This window comes from Sphingobium sp. TA15 (genome assembly GCF_037101235.1).
GTDB lineage: Bacteria > Pseudomonadota > Alphaproteobacteria > Sphingomonadales > Sphingomonadaceae > Sphingobium > Sphingobium indicum.
The window spans coordinates 70,555-86,921 of sequence record NZ_AP025356.1; the positions used below are offsets into that span (position 1 = coordinate 70,555).

11 protein-coding genes are annotated in these 16,367 nt (G+C 69.4%); 7 read left to right on the forward strand and 4 right to left on the reverse strand.

What is annotated here, in order from left to right; translation table 11 throughout:
- Window positions 1-69 precede the first annotated feature (69 nt).
- The 5 genes from ccoG to putA all read left to right on the forward strand — a co-directional run bounded on the left by ccoG (window position 70) and on the right by putA (window position 7,991).
- Window positions 70-1,500, forward strand: a complete 1,431-nt coding sequence (ccoG, locus tag Sj15T_RS17685) for a cytochrome c oxidase accessory protein CcoG (protein WP_013053664.1) — start codon at window positions 70-72, stop codon at window positions 1,498-1,500.
- 3 nt (window positions 1,501-1,503) lie between these two features.
- Entirely contained in the window at window positions 1,504-1,980 is a 477-nt protein-coding gene (locus tag Sj15T_RS17690) for a FixH family protein (protein ID WP_013053665.1), read from the forward strand.
- Window positions 1,980-4,112, forward strand: a complete 2,133-nt coding sequence (locus Sj15T_RS17695) for a cation-translocating P-type ATPase (RefSeq protein ID WP_013053666.1) — start codon at window positions 1,980-1,982, stop codon at window positions 4,110-4,112. Before Sj15T_RS17690 ends, Sj15T_RS17695 begins: the two co-directional genes overlap by 1 nt.
- Window positions 4,109-4,249: a cbb3-type cytochrome oxidase assembly protein CcoS gene (gene ccoS, locus Sj15T_RS17700; RefSeq protein WP_007688161.1), complete on the forward strand. Its 141-nt coding sequence runs from the start codon at window positions 4,109-4,111 to the stop codon at window positions 4,247-4,249. The genes Sj15T_RS17695 and ccoS overlap by 4 nt, the downstream gene beginning before the upstream one ends.
- 139 nt (window positions 4,250-4,388) lie before the next feature.
- Window positions 4,389-7,991, forward strand: coding sequence for a trifunctional transcriptional regulator/proline dehydrogenase/L-glutamate gamma-semialdehyde dehydrogenase (putA, locus tag Sj15T_RS17705; RefSeq protein ID WP_041386880.1), 3,603 nt, complete (start codon window positions 4,389-4,391; stop codon window positions 7,989-7,991).
- 76 nt (window positions 7,992-8,067) lie between these two features.
- Here the strand turns inward: putA and Sj15T_RS17710 are convergent, their stop codons facing one another.
- On the reverse strand, window positions 8,068-8,769 hold the full coding sequence (locus Sj15T_RS17710; RefSeq protein ID WP_013053668.1) for an arylesterase: 702 nt from the start codon (window positions 8,767-8,769) through the stop codon (window positions 8,068-8,070).
- Between the two features lie 16 nt (window positions 8,770-8,785).
- On the opposite strand from Sj15T_RS17710, the gene Sj15T_RS17715 reads away from it, so the two are divergent.
- Together Sj15T_RS17715 and Sj15T_RS17720 are read left to right on the forward strand one after the other, a co-directional pair.
- Window positions 8,786-9,487: an ATP-binding cassette domain-containing protein gene (locus tag Sj15T_RS17715; protein ID WP_041386881.1), complete on the forward strand. Its 702-nt coding sequence runs from the start codon at window positions 8,786-8,788 to the stop codon at window positions 9,485-9,487.
- The gene (locus Sj15T_RS17720; protein ID WP_013053670.1) at window positions 9,484-12,006 is read left to right on the forward strand and encodes an FtsX-like permease family protein; all 2,523 of its coding nucleotides are present in this window, start codon (window positions 9,484-9,486) and stop codon (window positions 12,004-12,006) included. Before Sj15T_RS17715 ends, Sj15T_RS17720 begins: the two co-directional genes overlap by 4 nt.
- Window positions 12,007-12,065: 59 nt before the next feature.
- Here the strand turns inward: Sj15T_RS17720 and Sj15T_RS17725 are convergent, their stop codons facing one another.
- The 3 genes from Sj15T_RS17725 to Sj15T_RS17735 are packed head-to-tail and all read right to left on the reverse strand — an operon-like array spanning window position 12,066 to window position 16,263.
- On the reverse strand, window positions 12,066-13,793 hold the full coding sequence (locus Sj15T_RS17725; protein WP_013053671.1) for an ATP-binding protein: 1,728 nt from the start codon (window positions 13,791-13,793) through the stop codon (window positions 12,066-12,068).
- On the reverse strand, window positions 13,790-14,365 hold the full coding sequence (locus Sj15T_RS17730; RefSeq protein ID WP_013053672.1) for a YfiR family protein: 576 nt from the start codon (window positions 14,363-14,365) through the stop codon (window positions 13,790-13,792). Before Sj15T_RS17730 ends, Sj15T_RS17725 begins: the two co-directional genes overlap by 4 nt.
- Complete coding sequence (locus Sj15T_RS17735) at window positions 14,353-16,263, reverse strand: TonB-dependent receptor (RefSeq protein WP_013053673.1); 1,911 nt, start codon at window positions 16,261-16,263, stop codon at window positions 14,353-14,355. Before Sj15T_RS17735 ends, Sj15T_RS17730 begins: the two co-directional genes overlap by 13 nt.
- Window positions 16,264-16,367 lie beyond the last annotated feature (104 nt).

The window sequence follows — 16,367 nt, forward strand, 5'->3', positions numbered from 1 at the left end:
GCATTTCCCCTCCACCAGCCTTCGGCTGGTCCCCCTCCCCACGCCTTCGGCGCAGGGAGGAACAGGGGGGTGCTGATGTCTGGGTCCGCCTCGCTCTATGAGAAGCGCAAGGGGGTTTATCCCAAGGCCGTCGACGGCTTCTACCGTCGCCTGAAATGGGCGATCATGGCGGTGACGCTGGCCATCTACTGGGGCACGCCCTGGCTGCGCTGGGACCGGGGGCCTTATGCGCCGGATCAGGCGGTGCTGGTCGATCTCGCCCATCGGCGCTTCTACATGTTCGCCATCGAGATCTGGCCGCAGGAATTCTATTATGTCGCGGGCCTGCTGATCATGGCGGGGATCGGGCTGTTCCTCGTTACCTCGGCGGTGGGGCGGGCCTGGTGCGGCTATGCCTGTCCGCAGACGGTGTGGACCGATCTTTATCAGCATGTGGAGCGTTTCGTGGACGGCGACCGCAATGCGCAGTTGCGGCTGGCCAAGGCGCCGTGGAGCGCGGCCAAGATTGCCCGGCGGATCGTCAAATGGTCGGTCTGGCTGGGGATCGCCTTCGTCACCGGGGGCGCGTGGATATTCTATTTCGCGGACGCCCCGACCCTGCAACGGGAATTCTGGAGCGGGACCGCCGCGTGGCAAGCCTATGCGACGACTTTCGTGCTGACCGCGACCACCTTCGTGCTGGGCGGGTTCATGCGGGAGCAGGTGTGCATCTATATGTGTCCCTGGCCGCGCATCCAGACGGCGATGCTGGACGAGAAGTCGCTGGTCGTCACCTACAAGCATTGGCGCGGGGAGAAGCGCGGGAGCCTGAAGAAGGCCGAAGCGCGTCCGGGCGCGTTCGGCGACTGCATCGACTGCAACCAGTGCGTCGCGGTCTGCCCGACCGGCATCGACATTCGCGAAGGGCCGCAGATCGGCTGCATCACCTGCGCGCTGTGCATCGACGCCTGCGACAAGGTGATGGCGCAGGTCGGGCGGCCGCGCGGGCTGATCGACTATTGCACGCAGGATGACGCCGAAGCGGAGCAGAAGGGGTCGGAACCGCGCCCGGTGCTGAAGACGCTGCTGCGGCCGCGCACCATCGCCTATTTCGCGATCTGGGCCGGGATCGGCGCGGCCATGCTGTTCGCGCTGGGGGCGCGGGAGCGGCTGGAGATCAGCGCGCAGCAGGACCGCAACCCAATCTTCGTGCGCCTGTCCGACGGCGCGATCCGCAACGCCTATACGGTCAAGCTGCGCAATATGCAGGCGCGGCCCCGGCCGATGGAGGTGGGCCTCACCGGCCTGCCCGGAGGCCGGATATGGACAGATGCGGGGTCGCGGGAGAATGCCGCCGCGACGGTGCGGACGACCGTGCCCGCCGACAGCGTGGCGAAGCTGCGCATCTTCCTGACGCTGCCTTCCGGCGGCCCGGCGCGGCAGGATTTCCGCTTCACCGTGCGCGCCATCGATCGCGAAGGCGGCAGCGCCAGCGAACCCGCCCGATTTGAAAGGCCCTGAAGCATGACCCCTGCTCCATCCCCCCTCCGCCGCTTCACCGGCTGGCACATGACGGCGATATTGGTGGCGTTCTTTGCCGTGGTGATCGCGGTCAACATGCTGATGGCGACCGTCGCGGTGCGATCCTTCGGCGGCACGGTGGTCGAGAACAGCTATGTCGCCAGCCAGAAGTTCAACGGCTGGCTGGCGCAGGCGCGGGCGCAGAAGCGGCTGGGATGGCGGGACGCGGTGACGCTGGATGCGGCGCGGCATGTCGGCTTGGTCCTTACCGACGCCAAGGGCGCGCCAGTGGCGGGCGGCCAGGTGACGGCGGTGGCGCAGCATCCGCTGGGGCGGACGCCGGACCTGTCGCTGGTCTTTCGCGAGACCGCGCCGGGCGTCTATGCCAGCGACCGGGCCTTGCCGGAGGGGCGGTGGCAGATCCGTTTCGACCTGCGCCTGACCGGGCGCGAGGAGCATCTGTTGAGGGAGGTCGACTGATGGCCACGAAAGCGCTGATCTCCGATCCTGTGGCGGAAGGGGCGGCCGAAAGCCTGTTCGCCGTTCCCGGCATCCATTGCGTCGGCTGCATCGCCAAGATCGAGGAGGGGCTGCCCCGCCAGCCCGGCATTATGTCGGCGCGGGTCAATATGGGGGCGAAGCGGGTCGCCATCCGGCACGATCCGGCGCTGACCCCGCCCGACCTGCGCGCCGCCATCGCCGCTTTGGGGTTCGAGGCGGAGCCGCTGGCTGATGCGGGACTGGACGTGGCGGCGGCGGAAAGTCGTCGTTTGACCCGGGCGCTGGTGGTGGCGGGCTTCGCGGCGATGAACATCATGCTGCTGTCGGTGTCGGTCTGGTCCGGGGCGGCGGGCGCGACGCGGGGAATGTTCCACTGGCTCTCCGCGCTGATCGCTTTGCCGACGGTGGCCTATGCGGGCCAGCCCTTCTTCCGTTCGGCCTGGGCGGCGGTGCGGCAGGGGCGGACGAACATGGACGTGCCGATCAGCATCGGCGTGCTGCTGACCACCGGAATGAGCCTGTATGAGACCGTCACCGGCGGGGCGCATGCCTGGTTCGACGGGGCGGTGATGCTGCTGTTCTTCCTGCTGGCGGGGCGCTCGCTCGACAGCATGATGCGCGGCCGGGCGCGGGCGGGGGTGGCGGCGCTGCTGAAGCAGACCGCGCCGGGCGCGCTGGTGCTGGAGGCGGACGGGAGCAGCCGGTGGATGCGGGCGGACGCGCTGCGCCCCGGCATGACGATATTGGTGGCGGCGGGCGAAAGGCTGGCCGCCGACGGGCGTGTGACGGAGGGGGAAAGCGGGCTCGACATCGCCTTTCTGACCGGCGAAAGCGCCCCGGTGCGGGTGCATCCCGGCGACGATGTGCAGGCGGGTGCGCTCAATATCGACGGGCCGATCCGGGTGGAGGTGACGGCGGCGGGGGCCGACACCGTCATTGCCGACATCGCCCGGCTGATGGAGGAGGCGGGGCAGGGCAAGTCGCGCTATGTGCGGCTGGCCGACCGGGCGGCGCGGCTCTATGCGCCCTGCGTCCATCTGCTGGCGGCGCTGTCCTTCGCGGGGTGGATGATCGCCGGGGCGGGGGTGCATCAGGCGTTGCTGATCGCGGTGGCGGTGTTGCTGATCACCTGTCCTTGCGCCTTGGGGCTGGCGGTGCCCGCGGCGCAGATCGTTGCCTGCGGCGCGCTGATGCGGCGGGGCGTGCTGGTCAAGGACGGGTCGGCGCTGGAACGGCTGGCGGAGGTCAGCGAGGCGGTGTTCGACAAGACTGGCACGCTGACGCTGGGCCGTCCGGTGCCGCAGGGGTTGCGCCGTCTGTGGCGGGACGACCGGTCGATCCTGCTGTCCCTGTCGCGGGCGTCCCGCCATCCGCTGAGCGTCGCCTTGAGGCAAGCATTGGAGGCGCGGGGGGTGACGCCCGCCGCGCTCGACAATGTCCGCGAAGTCGCCGGAGAGGGCGTGTTCGGGGACTATGAAGGCGTGGCCGTGTCGCTGGCGCGTCCGCGCAGCCTGATCAACCTGTTCGGGCTGGCGGCGGAATATCGGCGCGGGGATCAGGCCTTGCTGCTGGGCTTCACCGACGCGCTGCGGCCCGATGCGGCGGAAACGCTGGACGTGCTGCGCGGCATGGGGATGAAGATATTGATCGCCAGCGGCGACCGGCCCGAAGCGCTGGAGGAGATTGCCCGCGAAACCCGCACTACCGCCATCGGCCATCTGCGCCCCGCCGACAAGCTGGCGCTGATCGACCGGTTGAAGGCCAGGGGCGAGAAGGTGCTGATGATCGGGGACGGGCTGAACGACGGTCCGGCGCTGGCGGCGGGTCATGCCAGCATGGCGCCCGCCTCCGCCAGCGATGCGAGCCAGCTTACCGCCGACGCCGTGTTCCTGGGCGACAGGCTGGCGCCAGTGGCGCTGACCGTGCATGCGGCGCGGCGGACGGTTGCGGTGGTGAAGCAGAATTTCGCGCTGGCGATCGGCTATAATGTGCTGGCGGTGCCGCTGGCCATAGCGGGGAAGGTGACGCCGCTGGTCGCGGCGGTGGCCATGTCGACATCCTCGCTGATCGTGATCGCCAATGCCCTGCGCCTGAAAGGAGCCGTGAAATGACGGGTCTCAGCCTGTTGATTCCGATTGCGCTTGGGCTGGGGCTGCTGGGGCTGGCGGCCTTTTTCTGGGCGTTGGGCAATGGCCAGTTCGAGGATACGGACGGGGCGGCGGTGCGCATCCTGATTGACGAGGATTGACGGCAGGCGGATTTTCGTCCGTTGAAGCTCGTCAGGATAGTCGATTTGGCTGAAAATTCCGCTGCAATAAGGCTTATCTCCTTGGCATCGGCTGTTCATAAGTCGGATTGCATGCCATGATTTCCCTATCATGGCGCGCATGACGAACCCGCCCACCTTCACCGATTTCGCCCCTGTCATCCGGCCGCAGTCGCCGCTCCGCCAGGCGATCACCGCCGCCTATCGCCGCGACGAAGCGGAGTGCATGGCGCCCCTGCTGGAAGCCGCCGCGCTGCCCGACGCCATGCGGCGGGGAGTGCGGGACATGGCGCGCAGGCTGGTGACGACGCTGCGCGCCAATGGCAAGGGCAGCGGGGTCGAGGCGCTGGTGCAGGAATATTCGCTCTCCAGCCAGGAGGGCGTGGCGCTGATGTGCCTGGCCGAAGCGCTGCTGCGCATTCCCGACGATGCGACCCGCGACGCGCTGATCCGCGACAAGATCGCCGACGGCGACTGGGGCGGGCATCTGGGCGGCGGCAGGTCGCTGTTCGTCAATGCGGCGACCTGGGGGCTGGTGGTGACGGGCAAGCTGGTCGGCAGCGTCGATGACCGGGGCCTCGGCGCGGCGCTGACGCGGCTGGTGGCGCGGCTGGGCGAGCCGGTGATCCGGCGCGGCGTCGACCTCGCCATGCGGATGATGGGCGAGCAGTTCGTGACCGGCGAGACCATCGGGGAAGCGCTGAAGCGGGCGCGGGCGCAGGAGGCCAAGGGCTTCCAGTACAGCTATGACATGCTGGGCGAAGCGGCGGCGACGGCGGCGGACGCGGCGCGCTACCTGGAGGATTACCGGCAGGCGATCCACGCCATCGGCCGGGCGTCGGACGGGCGCGGCGTCTATGCCGGGCCGGGCATTTCGATCAAGCTGTCGGCGCTGCACCCGCGTTACAGCCGTGCCCAGGCGGATCGCGTCATGGGGGAATTGCTGCCCCGGGTGAAGGAGCTGGCGTTGCTCGCCAAGGGCCATGACATCGGCCTCAATATCGACGCGGAGGAGGCGGATCGGCTCGAATTGTCGCTCGACCTGCTGGAGAGTCTGGCGCTGGACCCCGAGCTTGCGGGGTGGAACGGGCTGGGCTTCGTGGTGCAGGCCTATGGCAAGCGCTGCCCCTTCGTCATCGACTGGATCGTCGATCTGGCCGGGCGGGCCGGGCGGCGGATCATGGTGCGGCTGGTCAAGGGCGCCTATTGGGACGCGGAGGTCAAGCGGGCGCAGGTCGACGGGCTGGCCGATTTCCCGGTCTACACGCGCAAAGTCCATACCGACGTCGCCTATATCGCCTGCGCGAGGAAGCTGCTGGCGGCGCGGGACCGGGTGTTTCCGCAATTCGCGACGCATAATGCGCAGACGCTGGCGACGGTCCATCATCTGGCGGGGCCGGGTTTCACGCTGGGCGACTATGAGTTTCAGTGCCTGCACGGCATGGGCGAGCCGCTGTACGAGCAGGTGGTGGGGAAGGGCGATCTCGACCGGCCCTGCCGCATCTATGCGCCGGTCGGCACGCATGAGACGCTGCTGGCCTATCTGGTGCGGCGGCTGCTGGAAAATGGCGCGAACAGCTCCTTCGTGCACCGCATTGCCGATCCGGCCGTGCCGGTGGAGGAGATGATCGCCGACCCGGTCGAGCAGGTGCGGGCGATGCCGCATCCGGGGGCGCGGCATGCGGACATCGCCCTGCCGTCCGGGCTTTATCCCGACCGGCGCAATTCCGACGGGATCGACCTCAGCGATGAAAATGCGCTGGCCATGCTGACGCGGGCGCTGGCGGAAAGCGCGCAGATCGGCTGGACGGCCCGGCCGGAGGGCGGGGAGGGCGCGGCGCGGCCCGTGCTCAACCCCGCCGACCGGCGCGATGTCGTGGGGACGGTGTTCGAGGCGTCGACGGATTTTGCGCGGGCGGCGGTCGCGCGGGCGGACGGAAGCGGCTGGGCGCGGGCGCCCGTGACGGAACGCGCCGCGATATTGGAGCGGGCGGCCGACGCGATGCAGGCGCGCATGCCGATCCTGCTGGGCCTGATCGTGCGGGAGGCGGGCAAGTCGCTGCCCAACGCCATAGCCGAGGTGCGGGAGGCGATCGATTTCCTGCGCTATTATGCGGAGCAGGCGCGGTCGACCTTCGGCCCGGCGCAGGAGCCTTTGGGGCCGGTGGTGTGCATTTCGCCCTGGAATTTCCCGCTGGCGATCTTCACCGGCCAGGTGGCGGCGGCGCTGGTCGCGGGCAATGCGGTGCTGGCCAAGCCCGCCGAGGAAACCCCGCTGATCGCGGCGGAGGCGGTGCGCCTGCTGCACGAGGCGGGAGCGCCGGGGGACGCTCTGCAACTGATCCCCGGCGGCGGCGAGATCGGCGCGGCGCTGGTGGCGGCGCCGCAAACCGCAGGAGTGCTGTTCACCGGATCGACCGAGGTGGCGCGGCTGATCCAGCGGCAACTGGCCTCGCGCCTCTCCGCTTCGGGCAGGCCCATTCCGCTGGTCGCGGAGACGGGCGGGCAGAATGCGATGATCGTCGACAGTTCCGCGCTGGCGGAACAGGTGGTGGCGGATGTCATCGCCTCCGCCTTCGACAGCGCGGGGCAGCGCTGTTCGGCGCTGCGCATCCTCTGCCTGCAGGAGGATGTGGCGGACCGGACGCTGGCGATGCTGAAGGGCGCGCTCAGGGAATTGCGCATCGGGCGGACCGACCGGCTGGCGGTCGACATCGGGCCGGTCATCACCGACGAGGCGAAGGAAGGAATCGGGCGGCACATAGAGGCGATGCGCGCCCTGGGCTGCGCGGTGGAGCAGCAGCCATTGCCGGAGGAAAGCGCGCATGGCAGCTTCGTGCCGCCGACGATCATCGAGATCGACGACATCGCGCAGTTGCGGCGGGAGGTGTTCGGGCCGGTGCTGCACGTCATCCGCTTCCCCCGCGCAGGGCTGGACGCGCTGGTGGATGCGATCAACGCGACCGGCTATGGCCTGACCTTCGGCCTGCATACGCGGCTGGACGATACCGTCGCCCAGGTGACGGGGCGGGTGAAGGCGGGCAACCTCTATGTGAACCGCAATGTGATCGGCGCTATCGTGGGGGTGCAGCCCTTTGGCGGGCGCGGGCTGTCGGGCACCGGACCCAAGGCGGGCGGGCCGCTCTATCTGGGGCGGCTTGTGCGCGTGCCGCCGGCCTTTGCCGGGCGGGCCGATTCGTTCCCGTCGGCGCTCGCCGATTTCGCCGACTGGCTGGCGGCGGAGGGCGAGGCGGAGGCTTCGGCCATGGCGCGGCGCTGCGGCGATGCCTCGGCGCTGGGGGTGGAGATGGCGCTGCCGGGGCCGGTGGGGGAGCGCAACCTCTATGCATTGCATCCGCGCGGATGGATCGGGATGCGGCCCGCGACGCGGCAGGGCCTGTTGCGGCAGATGGCGGCGGTGCTGGCGACGGGCAATCGCGGGGTGCTGCAGGACATGGCGCTGCCGCGGGGATTGCCCCCGCATATCGCCGCGCATTTCGCGTCTCGGCCGGAAGGGCCGCTGGGGGCGGTGCTGGTAGAGGGCGATGCCGGGCGGATCGGCGCGGCGGTTCGGGACGTGGCCGGCCTGCCGGGGCCGGTCGTCAGCGTCCATGCGGCGGGGGCGGATGGGATGTATCCGCTCCACTGGCTGCTGGAGGAGGTGTCGACCTCCATCAACACGACGGCCGCCGGCGGGAATGCGAGCCTGATGATGATCGGATGAGGGCTGGTTAAAGGGCAAGGTGCTCCTGCGCAGGAACACGGTGCGTTAATCGAACGCAGGCGGGCCCGCGGCGCGTTTATGCGTCCTTGAGCAAGCCCGCGACGACCGGCGCGATCCTGCCGACGACGATGTTCACACCGGCGGGATTGGGGTGGATGGAATCGGCCTGCATCAGCTTGGGATCGCCGATCACGCCGTCCAGGAAGAAGGGGTAGAGCGGCAGGCCGTAATCCTTCGCCAGCCGGGGATAGATGGCGTCGAACTTCGCGCCATAATCCTTGCCCATATTGGGCGCGGCCAGCATGCCGGTGAGCAGCACGGGGATCTGCCGCCGTTTCAGTTCGTCCAATATGGCGCGCAGATTCTTCTCGCTGTCCTCCGGCGGCAGGCCGCGCAGCATGTCGTTGCCGCCCAGGTCGAGCAGCAGCAGGTCGGGCTTGCGCGGCAGGCCGTCCAGCGTGAAGGCCAGGCGCTGCATGCCGCCCAAGGAGGTTTCGCCGGAGACCCCGGCATTGCGGACCTGAACCGCCAGCCCCTGCGCCTTCAGCGCCTGTTCCAGGCGGAAGGGGAAGCTTTCATTCTGGGCCACGCCATAGCCCGCATAAAGGCTGTCGCCGAAGGCCAGCACCAGCTTGCCGTCCGCGACCGGGGCGGCCGCGTTACCGGCCTGAACGGACGGCGCGGCATGATTGTCGGCGGCGGGTTCGCCCGAACAGGCGGTGAGCAATTGCACAATCGCCGCCGCGCCCACATATATTGACCGTCTTCCCGCCTTCATGGGGTTCCTTTCGCCGATGCACGGTTCGTCCTCCCTTGCCCATATTGCGATTGAAGCGCGCAATGTCACCCTTTCGCTCGGCACCCGCGAAGCGCCGACGCAGATATTGAGGGGCGTCGACCTTTCCATACCCAAGGGCGAGAGCCTGGCGATCCTGGGTCCGTCGGGGTCGGGCAAATCGTCGCTGATGGCGATATTGTCGGGGCTGGAGCGCGCCAGCGGCGGCGACGTGCGGGTCGCCGGGATCGATTATGGGCCGCTGGACGAGGATGCGCTGGCGCGGGCGCGGCGCGGGCGCGTGGGCATCATATTGCAGAGCTTCCACCTGTTGCCGACCATGACGGCGGTGGAGAATGTCGCCGTGCCGCTGGAACTGGCGGGCTTTGCCGACGCCTTCGCCCGCGCCGCGGACGAACTGGCGGCGGTCGGGCTGGGGCACCGGCTGCACCATTATCCGGCGCAGCTTTCGGGGGGCGAGCAGCAGCGCGTGGCCATCGCCCGCGCCGTCGCGCCGGGGCCGGACATCATCTTCGCCGACGAGCCGACCGGCAATCTGGACGGGGCGACCAGCGGGTCCATCGTCGAACTGCTGTTCGCCCGGCGGGCCGCGAACGGCGCGACATTGGTGATCATCACCCATGATCCCGGCCTCGCGGCGCGGTGCGACCGCATCGTGGAGATGCGCGACGGGTCGATCGTCGCGGACCGCAGGCCGTGAAGGCGCTGGGTTGGCGCGGCTGCTGGCGGATCGCCCGGCGCGACCTGCATCGCGGTTTCCGGGGGCTGCGGCTGCTGTTCATCTGCCTGTTCCTGGGCGTGGCGACGCTGGCGACCATCGGCGGCCTGACCGCCGCGATCACCGGAGAGATTGCCAGCAAGGGACAGGTGCTGCTGGGCGGCGATGTCGAGGTGGCGATGTCGCAGCGCGAGGCGGGGGCTGCGGAGAAGGCCGCCTTCCGGCGCGAGGGCGCGCTGAGCGAGACGATCCGATTGCGGGCGATGGCCCAGCGAGTGGGGCAGGGCGCTGGCAATGGCCCGTCCGCCGTGCTGACCGAACTCAAGGGCGTGGACGGGGCCTATCCGCTCTATGGCGCGCTGACCCTGAAAGGCGGGCGCGCCGGGCCGATGCGCGCCGACGAACTGGTCATCGGGCAGGCCTTGGCGGACCGGCTGGACGTGAAGCCGGGCGATGGCCTGCGCTACGGCGCTGCGGCCTTCCGCATCCGGGGCATCATCGCCGACGAGCCGGACCGGGTGGGGGAGGGCTTCACTTTGGGGCCGGTGGCGCTCACGTCGATGGAGGGCATCCGGCGCACGGGGCTGATCCAGCCGGGCAGCCTTTATGAAAGCAAATATCGCATCCGCCTGAGCGCGGGCGGGGATGCCGGGGCGGCGGCGGAGCGGCTGAAACGCGCCTTTCCCTCCGCCGGGTTCGAGATCAAGGATCGCGACGGCGCGGCGCCGGGAACCAGCCGTTTCCTGGAGCGGATGGGGCAGTTCCTGTCGCTGATCGGCCTCGCCGCACTCGCCATAGCGGGGATCGGCGTCAGCAACGGGGTCGCCTCCTATCTGGCGATCAAGCGCAACGGCATCGCGACGTTGAAGATATTGGGCGCGTCCTCCGCCGACATCGCCCGCATCTACCTGATGCAGATCGGCGCGGTCGCGCTGCTGGCCATCGGTTGCGGGCTGGCGGCGGGGGTCGTGCTGCCGCTGGGGCTGGTGACGGCGATGCGGGACATATTGCCGGTGCAGCCGGGCTTCGCCGTCGCGATCTGGCCGCTGGTCACGAGCGCGCTCTACGGCCTGCTGATCGCCTTCATCTTCACGGTGCCGCCATTGGCGCGGGCGCGGACCCTGCCCGCCGCCGCCCTGTTCCGCGAGACGGTGGACCGGCGGCGCGGCGTCGACCGGGCGAGCATGATCGCCGTGGGCGCGGCGGGGGCGGCTGCGCTGGCGCTGGCATTGGGCACGGCGCGGGAGCCGTGGTTCGCGGCGGCGATGCTGGGCGCGGTCGCGGGGATGCTGGCGCTGCTGACCGGGATCGGGCTGCTCGTCCGGCATGGGGCGCGGCGGGCGCCCGCGCCGCGTCGTCCCTTGGCACGGCTGGCGGTGGCCAATCTCCACCGGCCCGGCGCGCAGACGTCGGCGCTGGTGGTGGCGCTGGGGCTGGGGCTGACCCTGTTCGTGACGCTGGCGGCGATCCAGTCGAGCCTGAGCGCCGAAATCCGCAACACCGTGCCCCGGACCGCGCCGGACCAGTTCGTGCTGGACATTCCCATCGCCGCCAAGGATCGCTTCCTTGCCCTCGTCGGACAAGAGGCGCCGGGGGCGAAGGTCAATATGGTGCCGACCCTGCGCGGCACCATCGTCGCCTATGGCGGGCAGCGGGTGGCGGACCTGAAGCAATTGCCCGAAGGGGCGTGGTTCCTGCGCGGCGAGCGCGGCGTCACCTATAGCGATGCGCTGCCCGAAGGATCGGAACTGGTGAAGGGGCGGTGGTGGCCCCGCGACTATGCCGGGCCGCCGCTGGTCTCGCTCGACCGGGAGGCGGCGGAGGTGATGGGCGTCGGCGTCGGCGACATGCTGACCGTGTCGGTGCTGGGGCGGGAGATGGAGGCGCGCATCGCATCGCTGCGGCAGGTGAATTGGGAGACGATGGGGTTCAACTACATCATGGTCTTTTCCCCCAACGCGCTGCGCGGCGCGCCGCACAGCCTGTCCGCGACGATCACGATGAAGGGCGCGTCGGAAGGGGTGATGGCGCGGACGCTGCTGGCGGCCTTCCCCTCCATATCGATCATAGCGGTGGGGGATGTGGTGGCGCAGGTCACGGTGCTGCTGGGGCAGATGTCGACCGCCATCGTGCTGGCGGGGTCGGTCGCGATCCTGGCGGGGATCGCCGTGCTGATCGGCGCCATCGCGGCGTCGCGGCAGGCGCGGGCCTATGACAGCGTGATATTGAAGACGCTGGGCGCGACCCGCTGGCAGATATTGGGGGCGCAGGGGATCGAATATGCGCTGCTGGCCGGGGTGCTGGCGCTGGTGGCGTTGGGGCTGGGGCTGGCGGCGGGGTGGTTCGTGATCGTGCGGATATTCGAATTCCATTGGGCGCCGGACTGGCTGCTGGTGCTGTTGACGCTGGGCGCGGGGGCGGTGCTGACGCTGGGGATCGGGTTGCTGGGGTCGATCCCGCTGATGTCGGTGCGGCCGGCGCGGGCGCTGCGGGCGCTCTGAGCCTTGGCTTGGGTCGTGTTCCTGCCTGCGCAGGAACAAGGTTCAAATGACGACAAGCTCTATGCCCTGTGCCCGCCGGCGCGGTCCAGCGCCGCCATCAGGTGGACGGACAGATCCTGTATCGTGAAGGGCTTGGCCAGCAGCGGCACGCCCTCCTTCGCGGCGGAGGCCGCCGCCGCGCTGTAGCCCGTCATCAGCATCGTGCCCAGATGCGGCCAGTGCGTCCGGACCCGGAGCGCCAGTTCCATGCCGCCGACCTCGCCCGGCATGATCATGTCGGACAGGATCAGGGAAAAATCGTCCGCCCGCTCCAGCCGGCGCAGCGCAGCGTCGCCATTGTCGACCCGCTCCATCTCATAGCCCAGCGTCGTCAGCATGCCGCCCACCGTGTCGGCCACCGTGTCGTCATCCTCGACCAGCAGGATGCGCTGCTTGCCGGAGGCGCCGACCGGCTCGACCGGCCCGTCGCCCGGCCGGGGGGCGAGCAGGGATCGCGGCAGCAGCAGGGTGATGGTCGTCCCCCGGTCGACGATGCTGTCGACCAGCACCTCCCCGCCGGAAGCGCGCGCGAAGCCGTAGACCTGGCTGAGGCCAAGGCCCGTGCCCTGTCCCACCGCCTTGGTCGTGTAGAAGGGTTCGAATATCTTGTTGAGCAGTTCAGGCGCGATGCCCTCTCCGTTGTCCGTCACCGCGATCTGCACCCGGTCGGGCAGGCCGCCATGGCCCGGACGGTTCGCGCCCTCTATGACGATGGCGCCGCTCTTGCGCATGGCGTCGCGGGCGTTGAGGGCGATGTTGAGGATCGCCACCTCCAGTTCCGACGCGTCGACCTCCACCGGCCAGAGGTCGGCGGGAAGATGCATGGCCACCTCTATGCTTTCGCCCAGCGATCGTTCGAGCAGCGCGTCCATGCCCCTGATCCGCTCCCGCAGGTCGACGACTTCGGGATTGAGCGGGGTGCGGCGGGAAAAGGCGAGCAGTTGCCGCGTCAGCTTCGCGCCCCGGTCCAGCGCCTGGCGTATTCCGGCGCGCAGCTTCTCCAGCCTGGCGGCGTCCTGGGTGCGTTCCATGAGGTCGAGGCCACCCGAAGCGACCATCAGCAGATTGTTGAAGTCATGCGCGACGCCGCCGGTCAACTGGCCCATCGCCTCCATCTTCTGCGACTGGCGCAGCGCCTCTTCGGCCTGCTGGCGGCTGGCGATCTCCGCCTGCAAGGCCTGATGCGCGCGGCGCAGCGACGAATAGGAGGCGGCGAGCATCACGATCAGCACCGCCGCCGCGATGACGATGACCGCGATGCCCAGATAGCGGGTCAGGCGGCGCGACAGGCTGTCCATGGTCGATTGCAGATAGACGGAGCCAAGCTGCGTGCCGCCCTGCTTCACCGGGACCGTGACGGCAAGGCCCGACGGCGGCGAATCCCGGCCCGCCTCCGCCGCCAGCCTGGGCAGCCGGGCGGGAGGGCGCGCGAAGCCGGCGACGAAGGCGCCCTTGCCGTCATAGGCGGCGACCGCGACGATCTGCGGATCGGCCTTCAGCGCGTTCAGATATTCCTGGAGCGCGACATCGTCCTCGAACGCCAGCGGCGCGGCGATCCCGTTGGCCAGCACCTGCGCCTGGACCGTCGTCTGCCGCAGCTTTTCGACCCGGCCGAGCTGTTCGAGCTGGATGGCGGCGGCCAGCCCCGCGGCGAGCAGCAGGAAGGCGATCAGGACCGCGGACAGGGGCGTCGCCATCTGCCCGACGACCTTGCCCAGGCTGAGCCTGCCTTGGGTCGCCGGCTTCATTTCCGGTCCACCGCGATGGCAAGGCCCAGCAATTTGGAACTGATCTTGAGGCCGTTGGCGCGGGCCGCCTTGTCGTCGATCTGGAACCGCACCCGCCCGTTCCGCCGCACGAATTCGATCATCGCGCCGCTGGGACCGGCGCCCTTGTCCGCGACCGTCAGCACCGGCTGGCCGCCCGTGGTCGCGAAGGGCGCATAGCCGGGGTCGGCCGAGCGGCCGGCGAACAGGATGTGGCAGGCCGGACCCGCCTCGCCGCCGGTCCGCCGCACCACCACCGGGCGGCCGACCATCTTCTGCCCGCGCACCACATCGTTGAGCATGGCGCCGAACGGATCCTCCCCAACCACGCAGATCACGAAATTCCTTTCCGTCCCTGAAAATGCCGCCGGGGGCCATTCCACGAAGGGCGCGAACTTGAACAGGAAATTCGCCTGGATCGCGCGTTCCAGCGCGGCGGGCGAATTGGCCGGCACCGGCGCCGGAACGAGGAGCGCGACCGCCGCGAGACAGGACAGCGCGGCACGGCGTCGTCGTTGCCCGCGCCTGCCGCGCCAGGGGCTCAGATCGTCCATTTGAGCGCCACGAACACGCTGCGGCGAAGCGGCGTCGCCTGCGAGGCGGGAAGCTCCCGGTGGCGGCGGTGCAGCAGGTTGAAGCCCGACACCGACAATTCGGCGCGCTCGTCGAACTGCCAGCCCAGCCTTGCGCCCAGTTCCACATAGCCCGGCACATGCGGGTCGGGCAGGGCGGACACGTAGCGCAGGTCGAAATCGACATTCACCTCCGGCCCGATGTCCATGGAGGAGCGCAGCGTGGCGCGGTGCCTGGGATCGTTGCCGACCTGCGACACGCCGATCAGGGGCACCGAATCCGGCTTGAAGCGGAACTTCTGGATCAGCAGGCTGTAGCCGGGCTTGAGCCGCCACCAGCTTGCCAGCCGGATGTCGGCCCAGGCGTCGAAGCCATAGCTGTCGCCCTTTATCCCATTGCCCCAGCGCAGCGGCAGGAACCCGCCCGGCGCCGGCTCCACCGTCCGCAGGTCGTCATAGACATTGTAGAAGGCGGATACCGAAAGCGACGCGCGGGGCGAGAGCATCAGCCGCGTGCCCAGTTCGAAGGCGGTCAGCTTTTCGGAGCGGAAGCCGGGAAGGGCGGTCAGGAAAACGGTGCCCCCGATGGATTCGACCACATCCTCGTCAAAGGGGGTGGGCGAACGGACGGCGCGGGAAACCGCGCCCCACAGCAGGGTTTCGGCGTCGGGCTTCCAGGACAGGCGAACGCTGGGCAGGAAGGTGAGGTCCATATAGCTGCGCCGCTCCAGCTTGGCCCCGACCGTGGCCGTGACGGACGGCGTCAGGGCGATGCTGTCCTGCGCGAACAGATTGCCGACGAAAAGGTTTCGCCGGTCGGGCACGAAGTCCAGGCCGGGAATGTTGCGGATCACATAGCGGCTGAGGCGCGCGCCGCCGCCCCAGACGATGTTGTGGCCGGAGCCTAGCGCGAAGCTGTGCTGCCCCTCCACGTCGAAGGTGTCGAGCGCGAAGCGGCCGCCGTCATTCTCGATCTTGCGGGCGCTGTGGTCGTAATAGGCCTGGAGCTGGAGCGTGGCCCCGGACGCCGCGCCATGGCGCCAGCGGGCAAGCAGGTCGTAGCCGTGCAGGCTCTCGTCCGGCGCGGCCCCCTGCGAGCGGGAACCGTAATAGCCGTCCCCCTGCACCATCAGCGCGTCGTCGGGCGTCGCGTTCCAGTCGAAGCGGAAGCCGGCCTGGGTCCGGCGATTGCCGTCGTCCGCGTCGTTCGCGCTCTCGAAATTCTCGTGCCGCTTCACGAACAGGCGGTAGCTGGCGTTGCCGCCGGCATGGCCGCCATAGCGCAGCCCCAGGTCATAGGTGCTGTTGCCGACCACGCCCGTGCCGTACAGGCCCTGGGAGGCCCCCGCGTCGCGGGTGATGATGTTGATCACGCCGTTGACCGCGTTGGACCCCCACAGCGTGGCGCCGGGGCCGGAAATCACCTCTATGCGGTCGACATCCTCCGGCAAAACGTCCTGCATGTCCCAATAGACGCCGGAATAGAGCGGCGAATAGATGCTGCGGCCGTCGATCAGCACCAGCAGCTTGTTGGAGAAACTCTGCGCGGCGTCATTGCCGCCCATCCCCCGGGCGGCAATGACCGTATTGTTGGGGCCGCCGCGCATGACCTGCAGATTGGGCGCAAGCCGGAGAATGCCCGGCAGCGTCAGCGTGCCCGAACGGACGATGTCGTCATGGGTGATGACGTAGATCGACGCCGGGGAATCGGCCAGCGACGCCGTCGACCGGGTGACGGAGGTGACGTCCAGCTTCGACAGGGCGGCGATCGGCATGTCGCGCAATTCTTCCAGGCTCTGCGCCTGGGCGGCGGTGCAGCATAGGGATAGAAGGCCCACGGCCATTCCGCCGAACGCCGCGCCGCCAAAAGCCCATGCCATTCCCATTATCCCCCCGCGCTGCCCATTGCGCTTGCCCCCGACGCGAGGCCCGATGCGATGATCCCCCGCGCGCCGCGGAGTCGTTACGCGGCCGCGCCGGAAAA

Coding starts and splice junctions, on each gene's coding strand:
- Sj15T_RS17690 (WP_013053665.1), top strand. CDS start 1,504: ATGACCCCTGCTCCATCCCCCCTCCGCCGCTTCACCGGCTGGCACATG.
- Sj15T_RS17695 (WP_013053666.1), top strand. CDS start 1,980: ATGGCCACGAAAGCGCTGATCTCCGATCCTGTGGCGGAAGGGGCGGCC.
- ccoS (WP_007688161.1), top strand. CDS start 4,109: ATGACGGGTCTCAGCCTGTTGATTCCGATTGCGCTTGGGCTGGGGCTG.
- putA (WP_041386880.1), top strand. CDS start 4,389: ATGACGAACCCGCCCACCTTCACCGATTTCGCCCCTGTCATCCGGCCG.
- Sj15T_RS17710 (WP_013053668.1), bottom strand. CDS start 8,769: ATGAAGGCGGGAAGACGGTCAATATATGTGGGCGCGGCGGCGATTGTG.
- Sj15T_RS17715 (WP_041386881.1), top strand. CDS start 8,786: ATGCACGGTTCGTCCTCCCTTGCCCATATTGCGATTGAAGCGCGCAAT.
- Sj15T_RS17725 (WP_013053671.1), bottom strand. CDS start 13,793: ATGAAGCCGGCGACCCAAGGCAGGCTCAGCCTGGGCAAGGTCGTCGGG.
- Sj15T_RS17730 (WP_013053672.1), bottom strand. CDS start 14,365: ATGGACGATCTGAGCCCCTGGCGCGGCAGGCGCGGGCAACGACGACGC.
- Sj15T_RS17735 (WP_013053673.1), bottom strand. CDS start 16,263: ATGGCATGGGCTTTTGGCGGCGCGGCGTTCGGCGGAATGGCCGTGGGC.